Origin of the sequence: Streptomyces cinnamoneus, from assembly GCF_014650495.1 — a bacterium.
Lineage (GTDB): Bacteria > Actinomycetota > Actinomycetes > Streptomycetales > Streptomycetaceae > Streptomyces > Streptomyces cinnamoneus.
In genome coordinates this window covers 24,282-41,258 of the sequence record NZ_BMVB01000031.1, presented here as the reverse complement: position 1 = coordinate 41,258, position 16,977 = coordinate 24,282, and the positions used below count along the sequence as shown (strand labels likewise).

General features: G+C 71.8%; 14 protein-coding genes. 2 read left to right on the top strand and 12 right to left on the bottom strand.

The window, feature by feature from the left end:
* Position 1 precedes the first annotated feature (1 nt).
* A complete protein-coding gene (locus IE182_RS28490) occupies positions 2-598 on the bottom strand; it encodes a dienelactone hydrolase family protein (RefSeq protein ID WP_190112853.1) in 597 nt (198 codons plus the stop codon).
* A 102-nt stretch (positions 599-700) separates the two neighbouring features.
* On the opposite strand from IE182_RS28490, the gene IE182_RS28485 reads away from it, so the two are divergent.
* Positions 701-1,804 (top strand): mechanosensitive ion channel family protein, encoded by a 1,104-nt coding sequence (locus IE182_RS28485; RefSeq protein WP_190112852.1) that lies wholly within the window; start codon positions 701-703, stop codon positions 1,802-1,804.
* Positions 1,805-1,887: 83 nt separating this feature from the next.
* Here the strand turns inward: IE182_RS28485 and IE182_RS28480 are convergent, their stop codons facing one another.
* The 4 genes from IE182_RS28480 to IE182_RS28465 all read right to left on the bottom strand — a co-directional run bounded on the left by IE182_RS28480 (position 1,888) and on the right by IE182_RS28465 (position 6,982).
* On the bottom strand, positions 1,888-3,480 hold the full coding sequence (locus IE182_RS28480; protein ID WP_190112851.1) for a Na+/H+ antiporter: 1,593 nt from the start codon (positions 3,478-3,480) through the stop codon (positions 1,888-1,890).
* 86 nt (positions 3,481-3,566) lie between these two features.
* Positions 3,567-4,508, bottom strand: a complete 942-nt coding sequence (locus IE182_RS28475) for an RluA family pseudouridine synthase (protein ID WP_190112850.1) — start codon at positions 4,506-4,508, stop codon at positions 3,567-3,569.
* A gap of 52 nt (positions 4,509-4,560) precedes the next feature.
* The gene (gene lspA / locus IE182_RS28470) at positions 4,561-5,136 is read right to left on the bottom strand and encodes a signal peptidase II (protein WP_190112849.1); all 576 of its coding nucleotides are present in this window, start codon (positions 5,134-5,136) and stop codon (positions 4,561-4,563) included.
* Positions 5,137-5,200: 64 nt separating this feature from the next.
* The gene (locus IE182_RS28465; RefSeq protein WP_190112848.1) at positions 5,201-6,982 is read right to left on the bottom strand and encodes a TraR/DksA family transcriptional regulator; all 1,782 of its coding nucleotides are present in this window, start codon (positions 6,980-6,982) and stop codon (positions 5,201-5,203) included.
* A gap of 439 nt (positions 6,983-7,421) precedes the next feature.
* On the opposite strand from IE182_RS28465, the gene ileS reads away from it, so the two are divergent.
* Entirely contained in the window at positions 7,422-10,574 is a 3,153-nt protein-coding gene (gene ileS, locus IE182_RS28460) for an isoleucine--tRNA ligase (RefSeq protein WP_190112847.1), read from the top strand.
* Positions 10,575-10,746: 172 nt separating this feature from the next.
* Here ileS and IE182_RS28455 read toward each other — a convergent pair whose 3' ends face one another.
* From IE182_RS28455 to IE182_RS28425, 7 genes are all read right to left on the bottom strand, one after another.
* On the bottom strand, positions 10,747-11,916 hold the full coding sequence (locus IE182_RS28455) for a DivIVA domain-containing protein (protein ID WP_190112846.1): 1,170 nt from the start codon (positions 11,914-11,916) through the stop codon (positions 10,747-10,749).
* Positions 11,917-11,977: 61 nt separating this feature from the next.
* A complete protein-coding gene (locus IE182_RS28450) occupies positions 11,978-12,262 on the bottom strand; it encodes a YggT family protein (RefSeq protein WP_099197393.1) in 285 nt (94 codons plus the stop codon).
* A gap of 71 nt (positions 12,263-12,333) precedes the next feature.
* On the bottom strand, positions 12,334-12,945 hold the full coding sequence (locus IE182_RS28445) for a cell division protein SepF (RefSeq protein WP_190112845.1): 612 nt from the start codon (positions 12,943-12,945) through the stop codon (positions 12,334-12,336).
* 121 nt (positions 12,946-13,066) lie between these two features.
* Positions 13,067-13,786 (bottom strand): YggS family pyridoxal phosphate-dependent enzyme, encoded by a 720-nt coding sequence (locus IE182_RS28440; protein ID WP_190112844.1) that lies wholly within the window; start codon positions 13,784-13,786, stop codon positions 13,067-13,069.
* A 3-nt stretch (positions 13,787-13,789) separates the two neighbouring features.
* Entirely contained in the window at positions 13,790-14,557 is a 768-nt protein-coding gene (gene pgeF, locus IE182_RS28435) for a peptidoglycan editing factor PgeF (RefSeq protein ID WP_373303633.1), read from the bottom strand.
* Between the two features lie 27 nt (positions 14,558-14,584).
* The gene (gene ftsZ / locus IE182_RS28430; protein ID WP_190112842.1) at positions 14,585-15,826 is read right to left on the bottom strand and encodes a cell division protein FtsZ; all 1,242 of its coding nucleotides are present in this window, start codon (positions 15,824-15,826) and stop codon (positions 14,585-14,587) included.
* Between the two features lie 240 nt (positions 15,827-16,066).
* Positions 16,067-16,954 carry a cell division protein FtsQ/DivIB gene (locus IE182_RS28425; protein ID WP_190112841.1) on the bottom strand — a complete coding sequence of 296 codons (888 nt, stop codon included), beginning with the start codon at positions 16,952-16,954 and terminating at the stop codon, positions 16,067-16,069.
* Positions 16,955-16,977 lie beyond the last annotated feature (23 nt).

Genomic DNA, 16,977 nt, shown 5'->3' with positions numbered 1-16,977 from the left:
CTCAGGCGGGCCCGTCCGCGATCTCCTCCAGGAACGCCAGCGCCACCTTCCACGTGGCGTCGGCCGCCTGTGCGTCGTAGTCCGCCAGCTCGGGATCGGTGAACAGGTGCCCGGCGCCCCGGTACCGGTGCACCTCCACGTCCGCGCCCGCGCGCTGCATCCGCAGGTACCAGGCGTTGAGCCAGTCGTGCGGCTCGAACGGGTCGGGGTCCGCCACGTGCAGCTGGACGGGCAGCTCGTCCACGGCCGCGTCCTCGGGCAGGTCGGAGGTGCCGTGCAGGAGCAGCAGGCCGCGGGCCTTCTCGTCGCCCAGCGCCAGGTTCTGGGCGACGGAGCCGCCGAGCGAGAACCCCGCGTAGACCAGGCCCCGGTCCGACAGCGGCGCGGCGGCGGTCACCGCGCGGCGCAGCAGTTCCTCGCGGCCGATCTCGTCCTTGATCGCCATGCCGTCCTCGACGGTCTCCGCCGTGCGTCCCCCGTAGAGGTCCGGCACGTGCACCTCGTGCCCGGCGGCGCGCAGCCGCTCGGCGGCGGCGTGGACCGCGGGCCGCAGGCCGTAGGCCGAATGGAACAGGAGAATCGTGGTAGGGGACGGCACTGGATAGTCACTTCCTTACAGCTGGATCGCGTGCCCCCCATCGTGCCAGCTACGGTCGGAGGGGGCGCGCGCCGGCAGGACGCCGGAAGGAGCCTGGTGCCCATGGAGGACATATTGCGTCCCCTGGCGGTCGTCGGCGGGGCGCTGCTCGTCACGGTCGTGATCGGCTGGATCGCCGACCAAGTCGTGCGCCGGATCGCCGAGAGGCATCCGGAGGCCCCGCTGTGGGGTCTGCTGCGCCGCTGCCGGATGCCGCTGCGGCTGGTGCTGTGCGTGGCGCTGCTGCGCGGCGGATACCCCTCGGCGAAGCTGGCCGAGGAGCACGAGGACGTCATCGCCCAGGTGCTGACCCTGGCGCTGATCGGGGCGTGCGCCTGGCTGGCCGTACGGCTGGCCACGGCCGTCGTGGAGGCCGGCTACGCCCGGTACGCCGCCGGGGCCCGGGATGCGGCCCGGATGCGCCGGGTGCGGACGCAGGTCACCCTGATCCGGCGGGTCGTCACGGCGGCCGTGGCGGTGGTGGCGGTGGCGGCGATGCTGCTGACCTTCCCCGCCATGCGGACCGTGGGCACCTCACTGCTGGCCTCGGCCGGGCTGATCGGCATCGTCGCCGGTGTGGCCGCGCAGTCCACGCTGGGCAACCTCTTCGCGGGGCTGCAGATCGCCTTCGGGGACATGGTGCGCATCGGCGACACGGTCGTGGTGGGCGGCGAGTGGGGCACCGTCGAGGAGATCACGCTCACCTATCTGGTGGTGACCACCTGGGACGAGCGGCGGATCACCATGCCGGTGTCGTACTTCACCAGCCGTCCGTTCGAGAACTGGTCGCGGGGCAACCCCCGGATGACGGGCACGGTCTTCTTCCACCTCGACCACACGGCTCCGATGGACCTGATGCGCGAGCGGCTCCACCAGGTGCTCAAGCTGTCGCCCGAGTGGGACGGCCGTGCCTGGAGCCTGGTGGTCACCGACACCACGCCCTCCACGATCCAGGTGCGGGCGCTGGTGACCGCCAAGGACGCCGACGACGTCTGGACCCTGCGCTGCGTGGTGCGCGAGGAGATGGTGTCGTGGCTGCGGCGGGAGCACCCGTACGCCCTCCCCCGGATCAACACCGCGCCGGCCCCGGGACTGGAGGAGGCGCCCGACCGCCGGCAGGTGCCGCCGACCGCGGAGGACATCGGGCCGGGCCCGGGCACGACGTGAGGCCGGGCCGGGGCACGACGTGAGGCCGGGCCGGGGCACGACGTGAGGGGGCGCGACGGGAGGCCGGGCCGGGGAGCGGCCGCTCAGATCCCGCGCAGGGTGCGGTCGTCCAGGTGCCGCAGCACCCTGTCCACCACCTCGGGGTCCATTCCCGGTTCGCTGCGGGCCGCCAGCACCTCGTGCCGGGCCGCCGACAGCAGCTGCCCCTGCACCCGGTGGAGGGTCCGCAGCCGCTCCACGCGCTGCGCGTGGGCGTCGCGACGCTCCTCGTCGACCATGTCGGGGCTGATGCGGGCACCCATGTCGTAGGCGCGCCGGCCGAGCATCTCCATCATGTCCTCGGGGAGGTCCTCGTCCTCCACGATCTCCAGCAGGCGGTGCCGGGCCGCCTTCGCCGCCCGGGCGGCCAGCTGCCGCTCCAGCTCCCGGCTCGCGTCGGTGTCGGCGCGCACCCCCAGCAGCCGGACCAGCCAGGGCAGGGTCAGGCCCTGGACGACGAGGGTGGCGATGATGACGGCGAAGGCGATGAAGAGGATCTCGTCCCGGGCCGGGAAGGGGGTCTTGTTCTCCATGGTCAGGGGGATGGCCAGGGCGAGCGCCACGGTGGCCACGCCGCGCATCCCCGACCACCACGTCACCACCGTCTCGCGCCAGCTCAGCAGGACCTCCTCCTCGGTGTCCCGGCGCTTGTGCAGCTTCTTGGTCAGCCATGCCGCGGGCAGCAGCCACAGCAGCCGTACGCCCACCACCACGGCCACGATGGCGGCGCCGATGCCCAGCATCTCGCCCCAGCGGCCGGAGGCGGTGCTGACGGCGTTGTGCAGCTCCAGGCCGACGAGGCCGAAGGCGGCGCCGGTGACGAGGGTGTCGACGACCTCCCAGAAGGTGTGCCCGGCCAGCCGGCCGAGGACGTCGTCGGGGTCGTGGGCGTACTCGGCCAGGAAGAGGGCGGTGGTGAGGACCGCGAGCACGCCGGAGCCCTTGAGCTCCTCGGCCAGGACGTAGGAGACGAACGGCACCAGCAGGGTGAGGCCGATCTGGAGGGTGGCGTCGCCGAGGACGTCCATCAGCCGTTTGGCCGCCCAGCCGAGCCCGAGGCCGACGGCGACGGCGACCACGGCGGACAGCACCAGCTCGGCGAGCGCCCTCGGCAGCGAGAAGTGGCCGCTGACGGCGGCCGCGATGGCCACGTGGTAGAGCACGATGGCCGTGACGTCGTTGAAGAGCCCCTCGCCCTCCAGGATGGAGACCAGACGGCGCGGCAGTCCCAGGGAACCCGCGACGGCGGTGGCGGCGACCGGGTCCGGCGGGGCCACGAGCGCGCCCAGCGCCACGGCGGCGGCCAGCGAGAGGCCGGGCACGATCGCGTTGGCGACGGCGGCGACGGCCGCGGTGGTGACGAAGACGAGCGCGACCGCCAGCAGGAAGATCGGTCGTTTGTTGGCCGCGAACTGACGCCACGAGGTGCGCTGGGCGGTGGCGTAGAGCAGGGGCGGCAGGACCAGCGGGAGGATGAACTCCGGCGCGATGTTCACGGTGGGCACGAACGGCAGCAGCGCCAGGACGATCCCGCCGATCGTCATCAGGACCGGGGACGGCACGCCCAGCCGGTCCCCCAGGGGCACCGTGACCAGCGCGCCGAGCAGCAGCACGAAGAGCAGCGCGAGCTGGTCCACGGATGCCCTCCGGGCGGGTCGGCGCGGTCGAACAGGCTTCCAGCCTGCCTCACGCGCCTCCCGCCCGCCTCACGGGCACCGCCCGCTCAGGAGCTTTCGGCGCGCACCGTGTCCAGGGCGTACTGCAGGTCGGCGGGGTAGTCGCTCTCGAACTCCACCCAGCGGCCGTCGCCCGGGTGCTCGAAGCCGAGCCGCACGGCGTGCAGCCACTGGCGGGTGAGCTTCAGCCGCTTGGCGATGGTGGGGTCGGCGCCGTAGGTGAGGTCGCCGACGCACGGGTGGCGGTGGGCGGCCATGTGCACGCGGATCTGGTGCGTACGGCCCGTCTCCAGCTTGATGTCCAGGAGGCTGGCGGCCCGGAACGCCTCGATGAGGTCGTAGTGGGTCACCGACGGCTTGCCCTCGGCCGTGACCGCCCACTTGTAGTCGTGGTTGGGGTGGCGGCCGATGGGGGCGTCGATGGTGCCGCTCATCGGGTCCGGGTGGCCCTGGACGAGCGAGTGGTAGCGCTTGTCGACCGTGCGCTCGCGGAACTGCTGCTTGAGCAGGGTGTAGGCGCGCTCGGACTTGGCGACGACCATCAGGCCGGAGGTGCCGACGTCCAGGCGGTGCACGATGCCCTGGCGCTCGGCGGCACCGGAGGTGGAGATGCGGTAGCCGGCGGCGGCGAGCCCGCCGATCACGGTGGGGCCCGTCCAGCCGGGGCTGGGGTGCGCGGCCACGCCGACCGGCTTGACGATGACGACGATGTCGTCGTCGTCGTGGACGATCTCCATGCCCTCGACCGGCTCGGCGACGATCTGCACCGGCGCGGGCGGCGCGGGCATCTCGACCTCCAGCCAGGCGCCGCCGGTGACCCGGTCGGATTTCCCGGCCTCGGCCCCGTCGAGCTGGACCTTGCCCGCGGCCGCCAGCTCGGCGGCCTTGGTGCGGGAGAAGCCGAACATGCGGGCGATCGCCGCGTCGACGCGCTCGCCCTCCAGGCCGTCGGGTACGGGAAGGGCGCGGATCTCGGGAATGGTGCTCACCCGTCGAGTATGACGGACGGGCGGGGCATCCCCGTCCGGGGCCTTGTGCGGCTCAGTCCTCGTGGACGGTGCCGTCCGGGTCCAGGCCCCGGAACGAGAGGATCACGATCAGGAAGCCGCCGCAGACGATCGCGGAGTCGGCGAGGTTGAAGACGGCGAAGTGGGCGGGGGCGATGAAGTCCACCACCCCGCCCTCGAAGCCGCCGGGCGAGCGGAAGAGCCGGTCGGTGAGGTTGCCGAAGGCACCGCCGAGCAGCAGGCCGAGGGCGATCGCCCACGGGAGGCTGTAGAGCTTGCGGGCGATGCGGGCAATGGCCACGATCACGGCGGTGGCGATGACCGTGAACACGATCGTCATCGCCTCGCCGATCCCGAAGGCCGCGCCGCGGTTGCGCACGACCTCGAACTGCAGCCAGGTGCCGATCACCTGGATGGGGTCGTGGTGCTCCAGCTCGGCCACCACGAACAGCTTGCTGCCCAGGTCGAGGAGGTATGCGAAGGCGGCCACCACGAGCAGCACGGCGATGCGCCGCCTGCCCTTGGGCTCGCCGCTCCCGTCGGCCGTCGCCGTCGCACCGGTGGGCCCGGTGGGTTCGGTGGGCCGCCCGGCCTGTTCCGCCTCAGTCACGTGAGTCCCTGGATGTCGTCCCTGCTGGCTGAGGACGAGGGTACGGCACGCACTGCCGGGGCGGTCAGCGACGTTCCTGCCGCTGCTTGCACTCCACGCACAGGGTGGCCCGGGGGAATGCCTGCATACGGGCCTTGCCGATGGGTTTGCCGCAGTTCTCGCAGAGCCCGTACGTACCGGCGTCCAGGCGCTCCAGCGCCCGCTCGGTCTGCTGCAGCATCTCGCGGGCGTTGGCGGCCAGGGCCAGCTCGTGCTCCCGGGTGATGTTCTTGGTGCCGGTGTCCGCCTGGTCGTCGCCGGCGCCGTCGCCCGAGTCGCGCATGAGGCCGCTGATCGCCTGCTCGGCGGCGGCGATCTCGGTGCGCAGCCGCACCGTCTCGCCCTCCAGCCCGCTGCGGGCCTCGGCCACCTCCTCCGGCGACCAGGGTTCCTCGCCCGGCCGTACGGCCAGCACCCCCGGCTCGGCGGCGGCGGTGCGCGCGCCCGGTACCTTGTTCGCGGTCTTCTTCGCAGCCACCGTCCTGGCTCCCGTCTCCTCAGCGGGCACCGCCGTGGTGGCCGGTGCGGACTCTTTGGCCGTGCCGGCCTTGTCGGCCGCCTCGGCGGCTTCCTTCCCCGCCCCCTCGCCGGGGGGCGCGGCGTCGGCCACCGTGGCAGTCTTCCCCGCCACGGCGGTTTTCTCCGCCGATGCCGACTTTTTGGCCGGTGCCGTTTTTTTGGCCGACGCCGGCGCCTTGGCATTCGCCCCCCGGGCGGGGGCGGCCGCCCTGCCCGCCGGCTCGGCGGAGGCGGCCGCCTTGCCCGCCGGCTCGGCGGAGGGGGCCGCCGACGCCGCGTCGTTGGCGGGGGCCGCCTTGGCCGCCGGCTTGGCGGAGGGGGCCTTGGCCGCGCCGGCTGCCACGGCGGCGGCCGGGACACCGGGGTTGCCACCTGCGGCCTTCTCGGCAGCACCGGGCTTGGCCGGGGCTTTGGTGGCGGGCGCGGCTTTGGTGCCGCCGGCCTTGGATGCCGCCTTCTTGGCGGGCGCGGCTTTGGTGGCGCCGGCCTTGGACGCAGCCTGCTTGGCGGGCGCGGCCTTGGTGGCGCCCGCCTTGGACGCAGCCTGCTTGGCGGGCGCGGCCTTGGTGGCGCCCGCCTTGGACGCAGCCTTCCTGGCGGGCGCGGCCTTGGTGGCGCCCGCCTTGGACGCAGCCTTCCTGGCAGACGTGTCCTCGGTGGCGCCCGCCTTGGACGCAGCCTTCCTGGCGGGCGCGGCTTCGGTGGCGCCCGCCTTGGCAGTGGATTTCTTGGCGGACGCGGTTTTGGCCGCTCCGGCCTCGGCTGGTGCAGCCTTGGCGGGGGTCTTCTTGGCGGGCGCGCCTTGGGCTGCCTCGGCGGGGGTCTTTTTGGCAGGCGCGCCTTGGGCTGCCTCGGCGGGGGTCTTTTTGGCAGGCGCGCGCTGGGCCGCCTCGGCCTCGGCGGCAGCCTTCGCCGCGGGCGCAGCCGCGCCGGCCTTGGTCGCGGCCTTCTCGGCCGGCGCAGCCTTGGCCGTTCCGGTCTTGGCGGCTGCCTTCGCAGCGCGGGCTGCCCCCTGCGCATCGGCCCCAGCGCCGGCCGTCCGCTCGACAGTGGCCCCCTTCGATGCCCCGGCCCCGGCCGCCTTGCCGGCAGGCGCCGCCTTGGCGGCAGCCTTCTTGGCCGGTGCGGCCTTGGCTGCTCCAGCCTTGGCAGCGGCCCTCTTGGCGGGCCCCGCCTTCGACGATCCGGCCTTGGCCGGCTTCGTGGCGGGCGTGGCGGCCCTGTGGGCCGCCTCGGGCTTTTTGGCCGCCGCAGCGGCGCGTGGCTTCGCCGCTGACTTCTCCGCCATGGCCGCGACCCCTTCACATTTTATGATCTTGCGCGCAAATCGTGCGGGAACGATAAATCGGCGCAGGGCACGCGGCAACGGGGCACGCCGGTCCCGGCCCGTTGTGACCCGCCTCCGGCCCCGTAATCGGTGGGTGCCGTCCGTCCCGGCCCCGTACACTGGGCGGCAGCGAAAGGCGTGGAAGGGACGAGTAGCGCCGCACGCAGCCATGAGCGACCCGGGGACGGTGCGAGCCCGGGGGTGTGCGCGGTGTGAAGATCACCCCCGAGCCGTCGGAAGAACGCCCCACGGGGCCAGTAGAACCGGCATCGCGATCCCAATGAGGGGGCCGGAGGCATCCGCCTGCGGCCAAGGAGGGTGGTACCGCGGGAAGCGCCGAAGGAGCGCGTTCTCGTCCCTCCGACGGATCAGCGCAATGACGTTCCGCCGGAGGAAGCCGATGACGCAGTACCGCCAGGTACCCGCACAGGTCGACCTGCCCGCCCTTGAGCACGCCGTGCTCGAATTCTGGCGTGAGAGCAAGACCTTCGCCCGCACCCTCGAACAGTCCGAGGGCCGCCCCGAGTGGGTCTTCTACGAGGGCCCGCCGACCGCCAACGGCATGCCGGGTGCGCACCACATCGAGGCCCGCGTCTTCAAGGACGTCTTCCCGCGCTTCCGCACCATGCAGGGCTACCACGTCGGCCGCAAGGCCGGCTGGGACTGCCACGGCCTGCCGGTCGAGCTCGCGGTCGAGAAGGAGCTCGGCTTCAACGGCAAGCAGGACATCGAGAAGTACGGCATCGCCGAGTTCAACGCCAAGTGCCGCGAGTCGGTGACCCGCCACACCGACGCGTTCGCCGAGCTCACCACCCGCATGGGCTACTGGGTCGACCTGGACGACGCCTACCGGACCATGGACCCCGAGTACGTCCAGTCCGTCTGGTGGTCGCTCAAGGAGATCTTCAACAAGGGCCTGCTGGTCCAGGACCACCGCGTGGCCCCCTGGTGCCCCCGCTGCGGCACCGGCCTGTCCGACCACGAGCTGGCGCAGGGCTACGAGACGGTCGTCGACCCGTCCGTCTTCGTCCGCTTCCCGCTGACCTCCGGCCCGCTGGCCGGCGAGGCCTCGCTGCTGGTGTGGACGACCACCCCGTGGACGCTGGTCTCCAACGTGGCCGCCGCCGCGCACCCCGACGTCACCTACGTCGTGGCCACCGACGGCACCGAGAAGCTGGTCGTCGCCGAGCCGCTGCTGGAGAAGGCGCTCGGCGAGGGCTGGACCGCCACCGGCCGGTCCTTCACCGGCCGCGAGATGGAGCGCTGGGCCTACCGCCGCCCATTCGACCTGGTCGAGCTGGAGAACGCCAACTACGTCGTCAACGCCGAGTACGTCACCACCGAGGACGGCACCGGCCTCGTCCACCAGGCCCCGGCCTTCGGTGAGGACGACCTCCGGACCTGCCGCGCCTACGGCCTGCCCGTGGTGAACCCGGTCCGCCCCGACGGCACCTTCGAGGAGGGCCTCGACCTCGTCGGCGGCCTGTTCTTCAAGAAGGCCGACGAGAAGCTCGTCGCGGACCTCACCGAGCGCGGCCTGCTCTTCAAGCACATCGCCTACGAGCACAGCTACCCGCACTGCTGGCGCTGCCACACCGCGCTGCTCTACTACGCACAGCCGTCCTGGTACATCCGCACCACGGCGATCAAGGACCGGCTGCTCGAAGAGAACGAGAAGACCAACTGGTTCCCGGAGTCGGTCAAGCACGGTCGTTTCGGTGACTGGCTGAACAACAACATCGACTGGGCGCTCTCCCGCAACCGCTACTGGGGCACCCCGCTCCCGATCTGGCGCTGCGAGGAGAACCACCTCACCTGCGTCGGCTCGCTCGCCGAGCTCACCGAGCTGACGGGCACGGACCAGAGCGGGCTGGACCCGCACCGCCCGTACATCGACGACGTCACCTTCACCTGCACCGCCGAGGGCTGCTCGCACACCGCCGTCCGCGTGCCGGAGGTCATCGACGCCTGGTACGACTCGGGCTCCATGCCGTTCGCCCAGTGGGGCTACCCGTACAAGAACAAGGAGCTCTTCGAGCAGCGCTACCCGGCGCAGTTCATCTCCGAGGCCATCGACCAGACCCGTGGCTGGTTCTACACCCTGATGGCCGTCGGCACGCTCGTCTTCGACAAGTCGTCGTACGAGAACGTCGTCTGCCTGGGGCACATCCTCGCCGAGGACGGCCGGAAGATGTCCAAGCACCTGGGCAACATCCTCCAGCCGATCCCCCTGATGGACCAGCACGGCGCCGACGCCGTCCGCTGGTTCATGGCCGCCGGCGGCTCCCCCTGGGCCGCGCGCCGCGTCGGTCACGGCACGATCCAGGAGGTCGTCCGCAAGACGCTCCTCACCTACTGGAACACGGTCGCCTTCCAGGCCCTCTACGCCCGTACCTGCGGCTGGGCGCCCAGCGCCTCCGACCCGGCACCGGCCGACCGCCCGCTGATCGACCGCTGGCTGCTCGGCGAGCTGCACGCCCTGACCGACCAGGTCACCCAGGCCATGGAGTCCTACGACACCCAGCGTGCCGGCAAGCTCCTCTCGGCCTTCGTGGACGACCTGTCCAACTGGTACGTGCGCCGCTCGCGCCGCCGGTTCTGGCAGGGCGAGCCGGCCGCGCTCCGCACGCTGCACGAGGTCATCGAGACCGTGACCCGGCTGATGGCGCCCCTGGTGCCGTTCATCACCGAGCGGGTGTGGCAGGACCTCATCGTCCCGGTCGACCCGCAGGCCCCGGCCTCGGTCCACCTCTCGACCTGGCCGAAGGCCGACACGGCCCTCATCGACCCGACGCTGTCCCAGCAGATGCTGCTGGTCCGCCGCCTGGTCGAGCTGGGCCGCGCCACCCGCGCCGAGTCCGGCGTCAAGACGCGCCAGCCGCTCTCCCGCGCGCTGGTCGCCGCGGCCGGCTTCGAGACGCTCGGCGAGGAGCTGCGCGCGCAGATCGCCGAGGAGCTCAACGTCTCCTCGCTCGCCTCCCTCGCTGATTCCTCCGCTGGTGCAGCGGGCGGCGGCTCGCTGGTCGACACCACGGCCAAGGCGAACTTCCGTGCCCTGGGCAAGCGCTTCGGCAAGGGCGTCCAGGCGGTGGCCAAGGCGGTCGCCGCGGCCGACGCCGCCGCGCTGTCGCTCGCGCTGCGCGAGGGCACGGCTTCGGTGGTCGTCGACGGTGAGACCGTCACGCTCGCCCCGGACGAGGTCATCATCACCGAGACGCCGCGCGAGGGCTGGTCGGTGGCCTCCGACTCGGGTGCCACGGTGGCTCTCGACCTGGAGATCACCCCGGAACTGCGACGCGCGGGTCTGGCCCGCGACGCCATCCGCCTGATCCAGGAAGCCCGCAAGAACAGCGGCCTGGACGTCGCGGACCGGATCGCCCTGCGATGGGAATCCACGGACGCCGACGTCGTGACCGCGCTCGGCGAGCACGCCTCGCTCATCGCGGACGAGGTCCTGGCTACGGACTTCGCGCAGGGCGACGCAGACACGTCCTACGGTGAGCCGTTCGTGGACGAGGGCCTCGGACTGGCGTTCCGCCTCCGTAAGGCGTAAGCAAACGGATTACCCCGGCGCTCCGCGCCGGGGTTTTCGCCCACCCACCCGCCCGAGCACCCCGAACGTCATGACGTTCCCGGTATCGGGCGGGTGGGTGGGCGAAAAAATGGGCCGGGCCCCTGGGATCACCCAGGGGCCCGGCCCATTGATGCCGACGGCTACGCGGCCGTCAGTTGTCGTCCTCGTCGATCAGGAAGCCCCGCATCGGCGACGGCGCCTGCATCGGCTGCGGGCTCTGCGGCCGCACCGGTGCCATCGGCTGGGTCATCGCCGGCGACATCTGCTGCTGACCGCCGTACGACGGGGCACCCGTCGACGGACCGCCGTGGCCGCCCATGGACTGGTTGCCGCCCATGGAGTGACCGCCCATGCCCGCACCGGCCGAGGCCATCGACCCGCTCATCGAGGGGGCCGGCGGCAGCGACGCGGCCGCAGGGGTCCGCGGCGGGGCCAGCGAGTCGTCCGCCTGGTTCTCCAGCTGACGCAGCTGGCTCTCCAGGTAGGACTTCAGGCGCGTGCGGTACTCGCGCTCGAAGCCGCGCAGGTCCTCGACCTTGCGCTCCAGCGTGGCGCGGGCGGACTCCAGCGAGCCCATCGCCACGCGGTGCTTCTCCTGCGCGTCCCGCTCCAGGGCGTCCGCCTTGGCACGGGCGTCCCGCTCCAGACCCTCGGCACGGCTGCGGGCCTCGCCGACGATCTTGTTGGCCTCGGAACGGGCCTCCGCGATCGCCTGGTCGGCCGTCTGCTGTGCGAGCGACAGGACGCGGGCCGCGCTGTCACCGCCGGGACCCTGCCCCGGCTGCGGCAGCTGCGGGCCACCCATGGGGCCGTTCTGCTGCATCGGGTTCTGACCCATCGGACCGTTCTGCTGCATGGGGTTCTGCCCCATCGGTCCGTTCTGTCCCATGGGGCCGCCCATGGGGCCGCCCATCGGACCGTTCTGTCCCATCGGGCCGGGACCGTGCGGGCCCTGGGGACCGTGGCCGTGGCCGCCGGGGCCGGCCGGCAGCTGCGGGGCACCGCCCGGAAGCTGCGGCGGGCCGCCCATCTGCTGCTGGTTCGGCGGCACCGGCTGCGGTCCGGATATGGCGGCGGGCACCGGAGCGCCAGGTCGTTGCTCCTGGGGCTCGGGCTTGCGCATGGCCTGCTGCTGGTTCTGCGCAGCGGCGCGCGTGGCGGCCGCCAGCTTGGCGCGCAGGTCCTCGTTCTCCCGGAGCAGGCGGGTCAGTTCGGCCTCGACCTCGTCGAGGAAGGCATCGACCTCGTCCTCGTCATAGCCTTCTCGGAGGCGGACGGTCGTGAACTGCTTGTTCCGCACGTCCTCGGGGCTCAGCGGCATCTCTTCTTCACCTCAACGTAGTCGTCGGCAATCGGCAAGACCGTATCGTTCACAGCCGCGTTCACAGCCGGCTCACGACGGTGATCAGGATGTAGACGATGATCATCAGTACGAAGAAGGACAGGTCGAGCGCCACGCCCCCGAGACGCAGCGGCGGGATGACCCGCCGCAGAAGCTTGAGTGGCGGATCGGTGACAGTGTAGGTGGCCTCCAGGACCACCACCATCGCCTTACCGGGTTGCCACGAGCGGGCGAACTGGAAGACGTAGTCCATCACCAGCCGGAAGATCAGCACGATCAGGAAGCAGTACAGCGCGATGTAGATCACCTGCTGTGCGATGCCCATCTCGCGCTTCCCTCTCCCCTTGCTCGTACTCGGCCTGACCGGCCGTTGTCCGGATTGCCCGGTGTTGCGTCTCAGCTCTGGTTGAAGAACCCACCCTCTGCGATACGGGCCTTGTCCTCCGCCGTGACATCGACGTTAGCAGGAGACAGCAGGAACACCTTCTGCGTCACCCGCTCGATGCTCCCGTGCAGTCCGAAGACCAGACCGGCGGCGAAGTCGACGAGCCGCTTCGCGTCGGTGTCGTCCATCTCGGTGAGATTCATGATCACCGGGGTACCTTCGCGGAAGTGTTCCCCGATGGTACGGGCCTCGTTGTAGGTCCGGGGGTGCAATGTCGTGATGCGGTAGGGCTCCCGCTCGGACACAACCTTGGGCATGATCACCGGTGCGTTCTTCTCCAGAGAGTGGCGTTCGGGTGTGATGGACGACACGGGGGCGATTCGGGCGGGTCGTCCCGTTTCCGCTACGAGCGGAGCAGGTTCGCGCTGCGCGGGCGGCTGGGCGACTCGAACCGGTTCGTCCGATTGCGCCTGTTGTGCTTGATGTGTCTGGTGCTGCTGCCGGCGCCGGTCCGGCTCGGGCTCGGGCTCGAACTCGTCGTCGGGGTCGAACCCCGGGCCGTCATACCCATCGTCCTCCACGAGGCCGAGGTAGACCGCCATCTTGCGCATCGCGCCGGCCATTCTCTGCGTCCTCCGCTCTGTGGTGGATCGGCTCCGTCAACGGCGCCCGGATCCACGTGGTCCGCCCGCCTTTTGACGGGAATGACCATATTTTCTGCTGTGGTCCGACTTCCTGGCGACGTTACCCGAGCCGGGGTCGGACTCCGAGTACCGCTGAGCCGACACGTACATGTGTCGCACCGGCCGCTACGGCGTCCTCAAGGTCCGCGCTCATCCCTGCTGACACCATGTTCGCAGCCGGATGGGCCGCGCGCAGGTCCGTTGCGATTTCCATCAGCCGGTCGAAAGCGGCCCGTGGCCTTCCCGCGTAAGGGCCGGCGAGCGGAGCCACCGTCATCAGACCGGCGGGCCGCAGCCCTTCCGCGCCGGCGATCTCCCCGGCCAGTTCCAGCACCCCGTCGGGTGCCACGCCGCCGCGGTCGCCCCGGGCACCGGACTCCGCGTCAAGCGCCACCTGGATGAGGCAGTCCAGCTCGCGCCCGGCCCGGACCGCCGCCGTGGACAGCGCCGCGACCAGTCGGTTCCGGTCAATGGAGTGCACCACATCGGCGTAATTCACCACCGACCGGACCTTGTTTGTCTGCAACTGTCCGACGAAGTGCCAGGTAAGGGGCAGATCCGAGCACTCGGCGGCCTTGGGGGCCGCGTCCTGGTCCCGGTTCTCCGCCACGTGCCGCACGCCCAGCTCGGCGAGGAGGCGGACGTCGCTCGCCGGGTAGGTCTTGGTGACCACGATGAGCGTCACCTCCTCCCGCTTGCGGCCCGCTGCCGCACAGGCGGCGGAGATACGTTCCTCCACCCGGGCGAGGTTGTCCGCCAATTGGGTTCTACGGTCCGTCACAGCTCAGCCGTCCAGCCACACGTAGCTCGCGAGGCGCCCCGTGGTGCGCTCCCGCCGGTAGGAGAAGTGGTCCGCCGACTCCAGCGTGCAGACGGGGGACCTGCCGACGACGGTGACCCCCGCCCGGCCGAGCTGGGCGAGAACCCCGCCCGCGACGTCCAGCGCCGGGGTGCCCCGGCGGGTGGTGGCGTGGGCCTCCGGCACCGCCGCGGCGACCTCGGCCCGCATGGCCTCGGGCACCTCGTAGCACGAGCCGCAGGCGGAGGGACCGATGTGGGCGAGGATCCGGGCCGGGTCGGCACCCAGCCGGAGCATCTCCTCCACCACCGCCGGCACCACCCCGGCCAGCAGCCCCGGCCGCCCGGCGTGGGCGGCGCCCGCGATCCCGGCGACCGGGTCGGCGAGCAGCACCGGGGTGCAGTCCGCGGTCAGCACTGCGAGGGCCAGGCCCCGACGGGCCGTCACCACGGCGTCCACCGCCGGGATCTCACCCGTTTGCCCGGCTTGCCAGGGTCCGTCCACCACGGCGACGTCCTTGCCGTGGACCTGGTTCATCCAGACCACCGCGGCAGGGTCGAGGCCGAGCGCCCCGGCCGCCCGCTCGCGGTTGGTCCGCACGGCCGCGGGGTCGTCGCCGACCGCGCCGCCGAGGTTGAGCTCCGCATACGGAGCGGCGCTCACCCCGCCCCACCTGTCGGTGAAGGCGAAGTGGGCGCCGCTCGCGTGTGCCACGTGCTCTACGGGAGGCACTGTGTGCTGTTGCCCTATCACTGGGAGCCGCTCACCGGTTCCTTGAGATCACTTCAGGAAGTCGGGAACGTCCAGTTCCTCGGCGGTCGAGTCCTGGTAGGGACGCGCCGGCGGGACCTGGGGGGAGGCGACCGGGGGCGGCGGGACCTCGGCGACGGGCGACGGGTCCGGCACGGGCTCCTCGGTGCGCGGGGTCACGCTGCCGAGGCCGCCGAAGGAGGGCCGGCTCGGCTCGGACGGCACGGAGGCCGGACGGCTCGCGGTGGCGGTGGAGCTCTCCTCGCGGCCGGAGCCGTAGGAGGAGCCGCCGAGCACCTTGTCGCGGCTGCCCTTGGCCGGCGGCTGGCCGCCGTCGAAGCCGGCCGCGATGACCGTCACGCGCACCTCGTCGCCGAGGGCGTCGTCGATGACCGCACCGAAGATGATGTTCGCCTCGGGGTGGGCCGCCTCGCTGACCAGCTGCGCGGCCTCGTTGATCTCGAAGAGACCGAGGTCGGAGCCGCCGGAGATGGAGAGCAGGACGCCACGGGCGCCGTCGATGGACGCCTCCAGCAGCGGCGAGGAGATCGCCATCTCGGCCGCGGCCACCGCGCGGTCGTCGCCGCGGGCCGAGCCGATGCCCATGAGGGCCGAGCCCGCCTCGGACATCACGGACTTGACGTCGGCGAAGTCGAGGTTGATCAGACCCGGGGTGGTGATCAGGTCGGTGATGCCCTGGACGCCGGACAGCAGGACCTGGTCGGCCGACTTGAACGCGTCGAGCACGCTCACCTGGCGGTCCGAGATGGACAGCAGTCGGTCGTTGGGGATGACGATGAGGGTGTCGACCTCGTCGCGCAGGCTGGCGATGCCGTCCTCGGCCTGGTTGGCGCGGCGCCGGCCCTCGAAGGTGAAGGGCCGGGTGACCACACCGATCGTCAGGGCGCCCAGGGAGCGGGCGATGTTGGCGACGACGGGTGCGCCGCCGGTACCGGTGCCACCACCCTCGCCGGCGGTCACGAAGACCATGTCGGCCCCCTTGAGGACCTCCTCGATCTCCTCGCGGTGGTCCTCTGCCGCCTTGCGGCCGACATCGGGGTTCGCGCCGGCACCGAGGCCACGGGTGAGTTCACGGCCGACGTCGAGTTTCACGTCGGCGTCGCTCATCAGCAGGGCCTGTGCATCGGTGTTGATCGCGATGAACTCGACGCCCTTGAGACCGACCTCGATCATCCGGTTGATGGCGTTGACGCCACCGCCGCCGATGCCGACGACCTTGATGACTGCGAGGTAGTTCTGCGGTGCTGCCACGTCGAAGGCCTCTCGCCTCGATTTACGTATGCCTGGGGGCGGTTCTCAATGCCGACCCGAACCCTAACGTTGAACTTTAGGGTTACCGGTGTCACTGTTCCCTGGGTTCTCTGAAGCAGGACACTAAGTCGACAAGCGGCGCGGCTTCAACGAACACGCCGAACCTCCCGTTTTTCTTTTCACCCTATGTGATCACCCATAGCCGTAGCCAACCAGGGTGCTGGCCGGGCGGGAGCGACGTCAACTCCCGGACACCGCGGGGGCGCCGGGAGCGCTCACGTCGAAGCGTTTCGCGCCCCCCGCGGCCTTGAGCAGCGCGGTGAGCGTGCGGGCCTTGGCGTCGCTGCGCTCGCCACTGCCCCAGACGACGGTCCGACCGCCCGTCAGTTCGACGTTGATGGAGTCGTACGAGCGTACGCGGATGACGCGGGTGTCCCCCCGGACGGGATCGGGCAGGGCCGCGGCGACCCGGACGGCCTCGCGCTCCAGCCGGTCGGTGCCGAAGCGCCGGTGGCTGGGCGAGCGGTCGGGCTCCACCAGCAGCCGGGGCACCTTGTCGAGGGGATGATCGACTGTGGCGAACCGCACGCCTTCGCCGTCGATTTCGATGAACTTTCCGCCCTTTTCGAGGAGCGCTTTGGGCTGCCGTTCGGTCACTTCGAGACTGATCCCGTGCGGCCAGGATCGTTCGACGTCGACCGTGGCGATCCGCCGCAGCCTCGTGCGCAGCCGTTCGGCGATGGCGTCGGTGTCCACGGAGGCGAGGGGCTCGCCGAGCGGGACCTCGGCCGCCTCGCGCACCTCATCGGGCGTCAGCACGGCGGTGCCGCCGACCTCCACCCGGGTGACGCGCAGCCAGGTGGAGCCGTAGAGGGCCCACCAGGCCGCCGCGCCGAGGAGCACGGCGGCCACGGACCACAGCAGCGCCCTGCGGCGCCGCAGCGGGCGGGAGCGGGGCCCTGGGGTGCGGGAGCCGCCCTTGCGCGGCCGCCCGCCCCGGCGGGGCGGGCGGGACGGCGGCGCGGCGGGCCGGGACCGCTTCGGCGACGCGGCCGACCCGGCCGACCTGGACGCGGCGGTCTTCCCGCCCTTCCCACCACCGCGCCGGGCGGTCGTCGGTCCGGCCACGCTCCCCAGCCTCCTGCTCCTAC

What these genes read in the sequence shown, in the direction of transcription:
- IE182_RS28485 (WP_190112852.1), top strand. Translation starts at nt 701, where the DNA reads ATGGAGGACATATTGCGTCCCCTGGCGGTCGTCGGCGGGGCGCTGCTC.
- IE182_RS28465 (WP_190112848.1), bottom strand. Translation starts at nt 6,982, where the DNA reads ATGGCGGAGAAGTCAGCGGCGAAGCCACGCGCCGCTGCGGCGGCCAAA.
- ileS (WP_190112847.1), top strand. Translation starts at nt 7,422, where the DNA reads ATGACGCAGTACCGCCAGGTACCCGCACAGGTCGACCTGCCCGCCCTT.
- IE182_RS28455 (WP_190112846.1), bottom strand. Translation starts at nt 11,916, where the DNA reads ATGCCGCTGAGCCCCGAGGACGTGCGGAACAAGCAGTTCACGACCGTC.
- IE182_RS28450 (WP_099197393.1), bottom strand. Translation starts at nt 12,262, where the DNA reads ATGGGCATCGCACAGCAGGTGATCTACATCGCGCTGTACTGCTTCCTG.
- IE182_RS28445 (WP_190112845.1), bottom strand. Translation starts at nt 12,945, where the DNA reads ATGGCCGGCGCGATGCGCAAGATGGCGGTCTACCTCGGCCTCGTGGAG.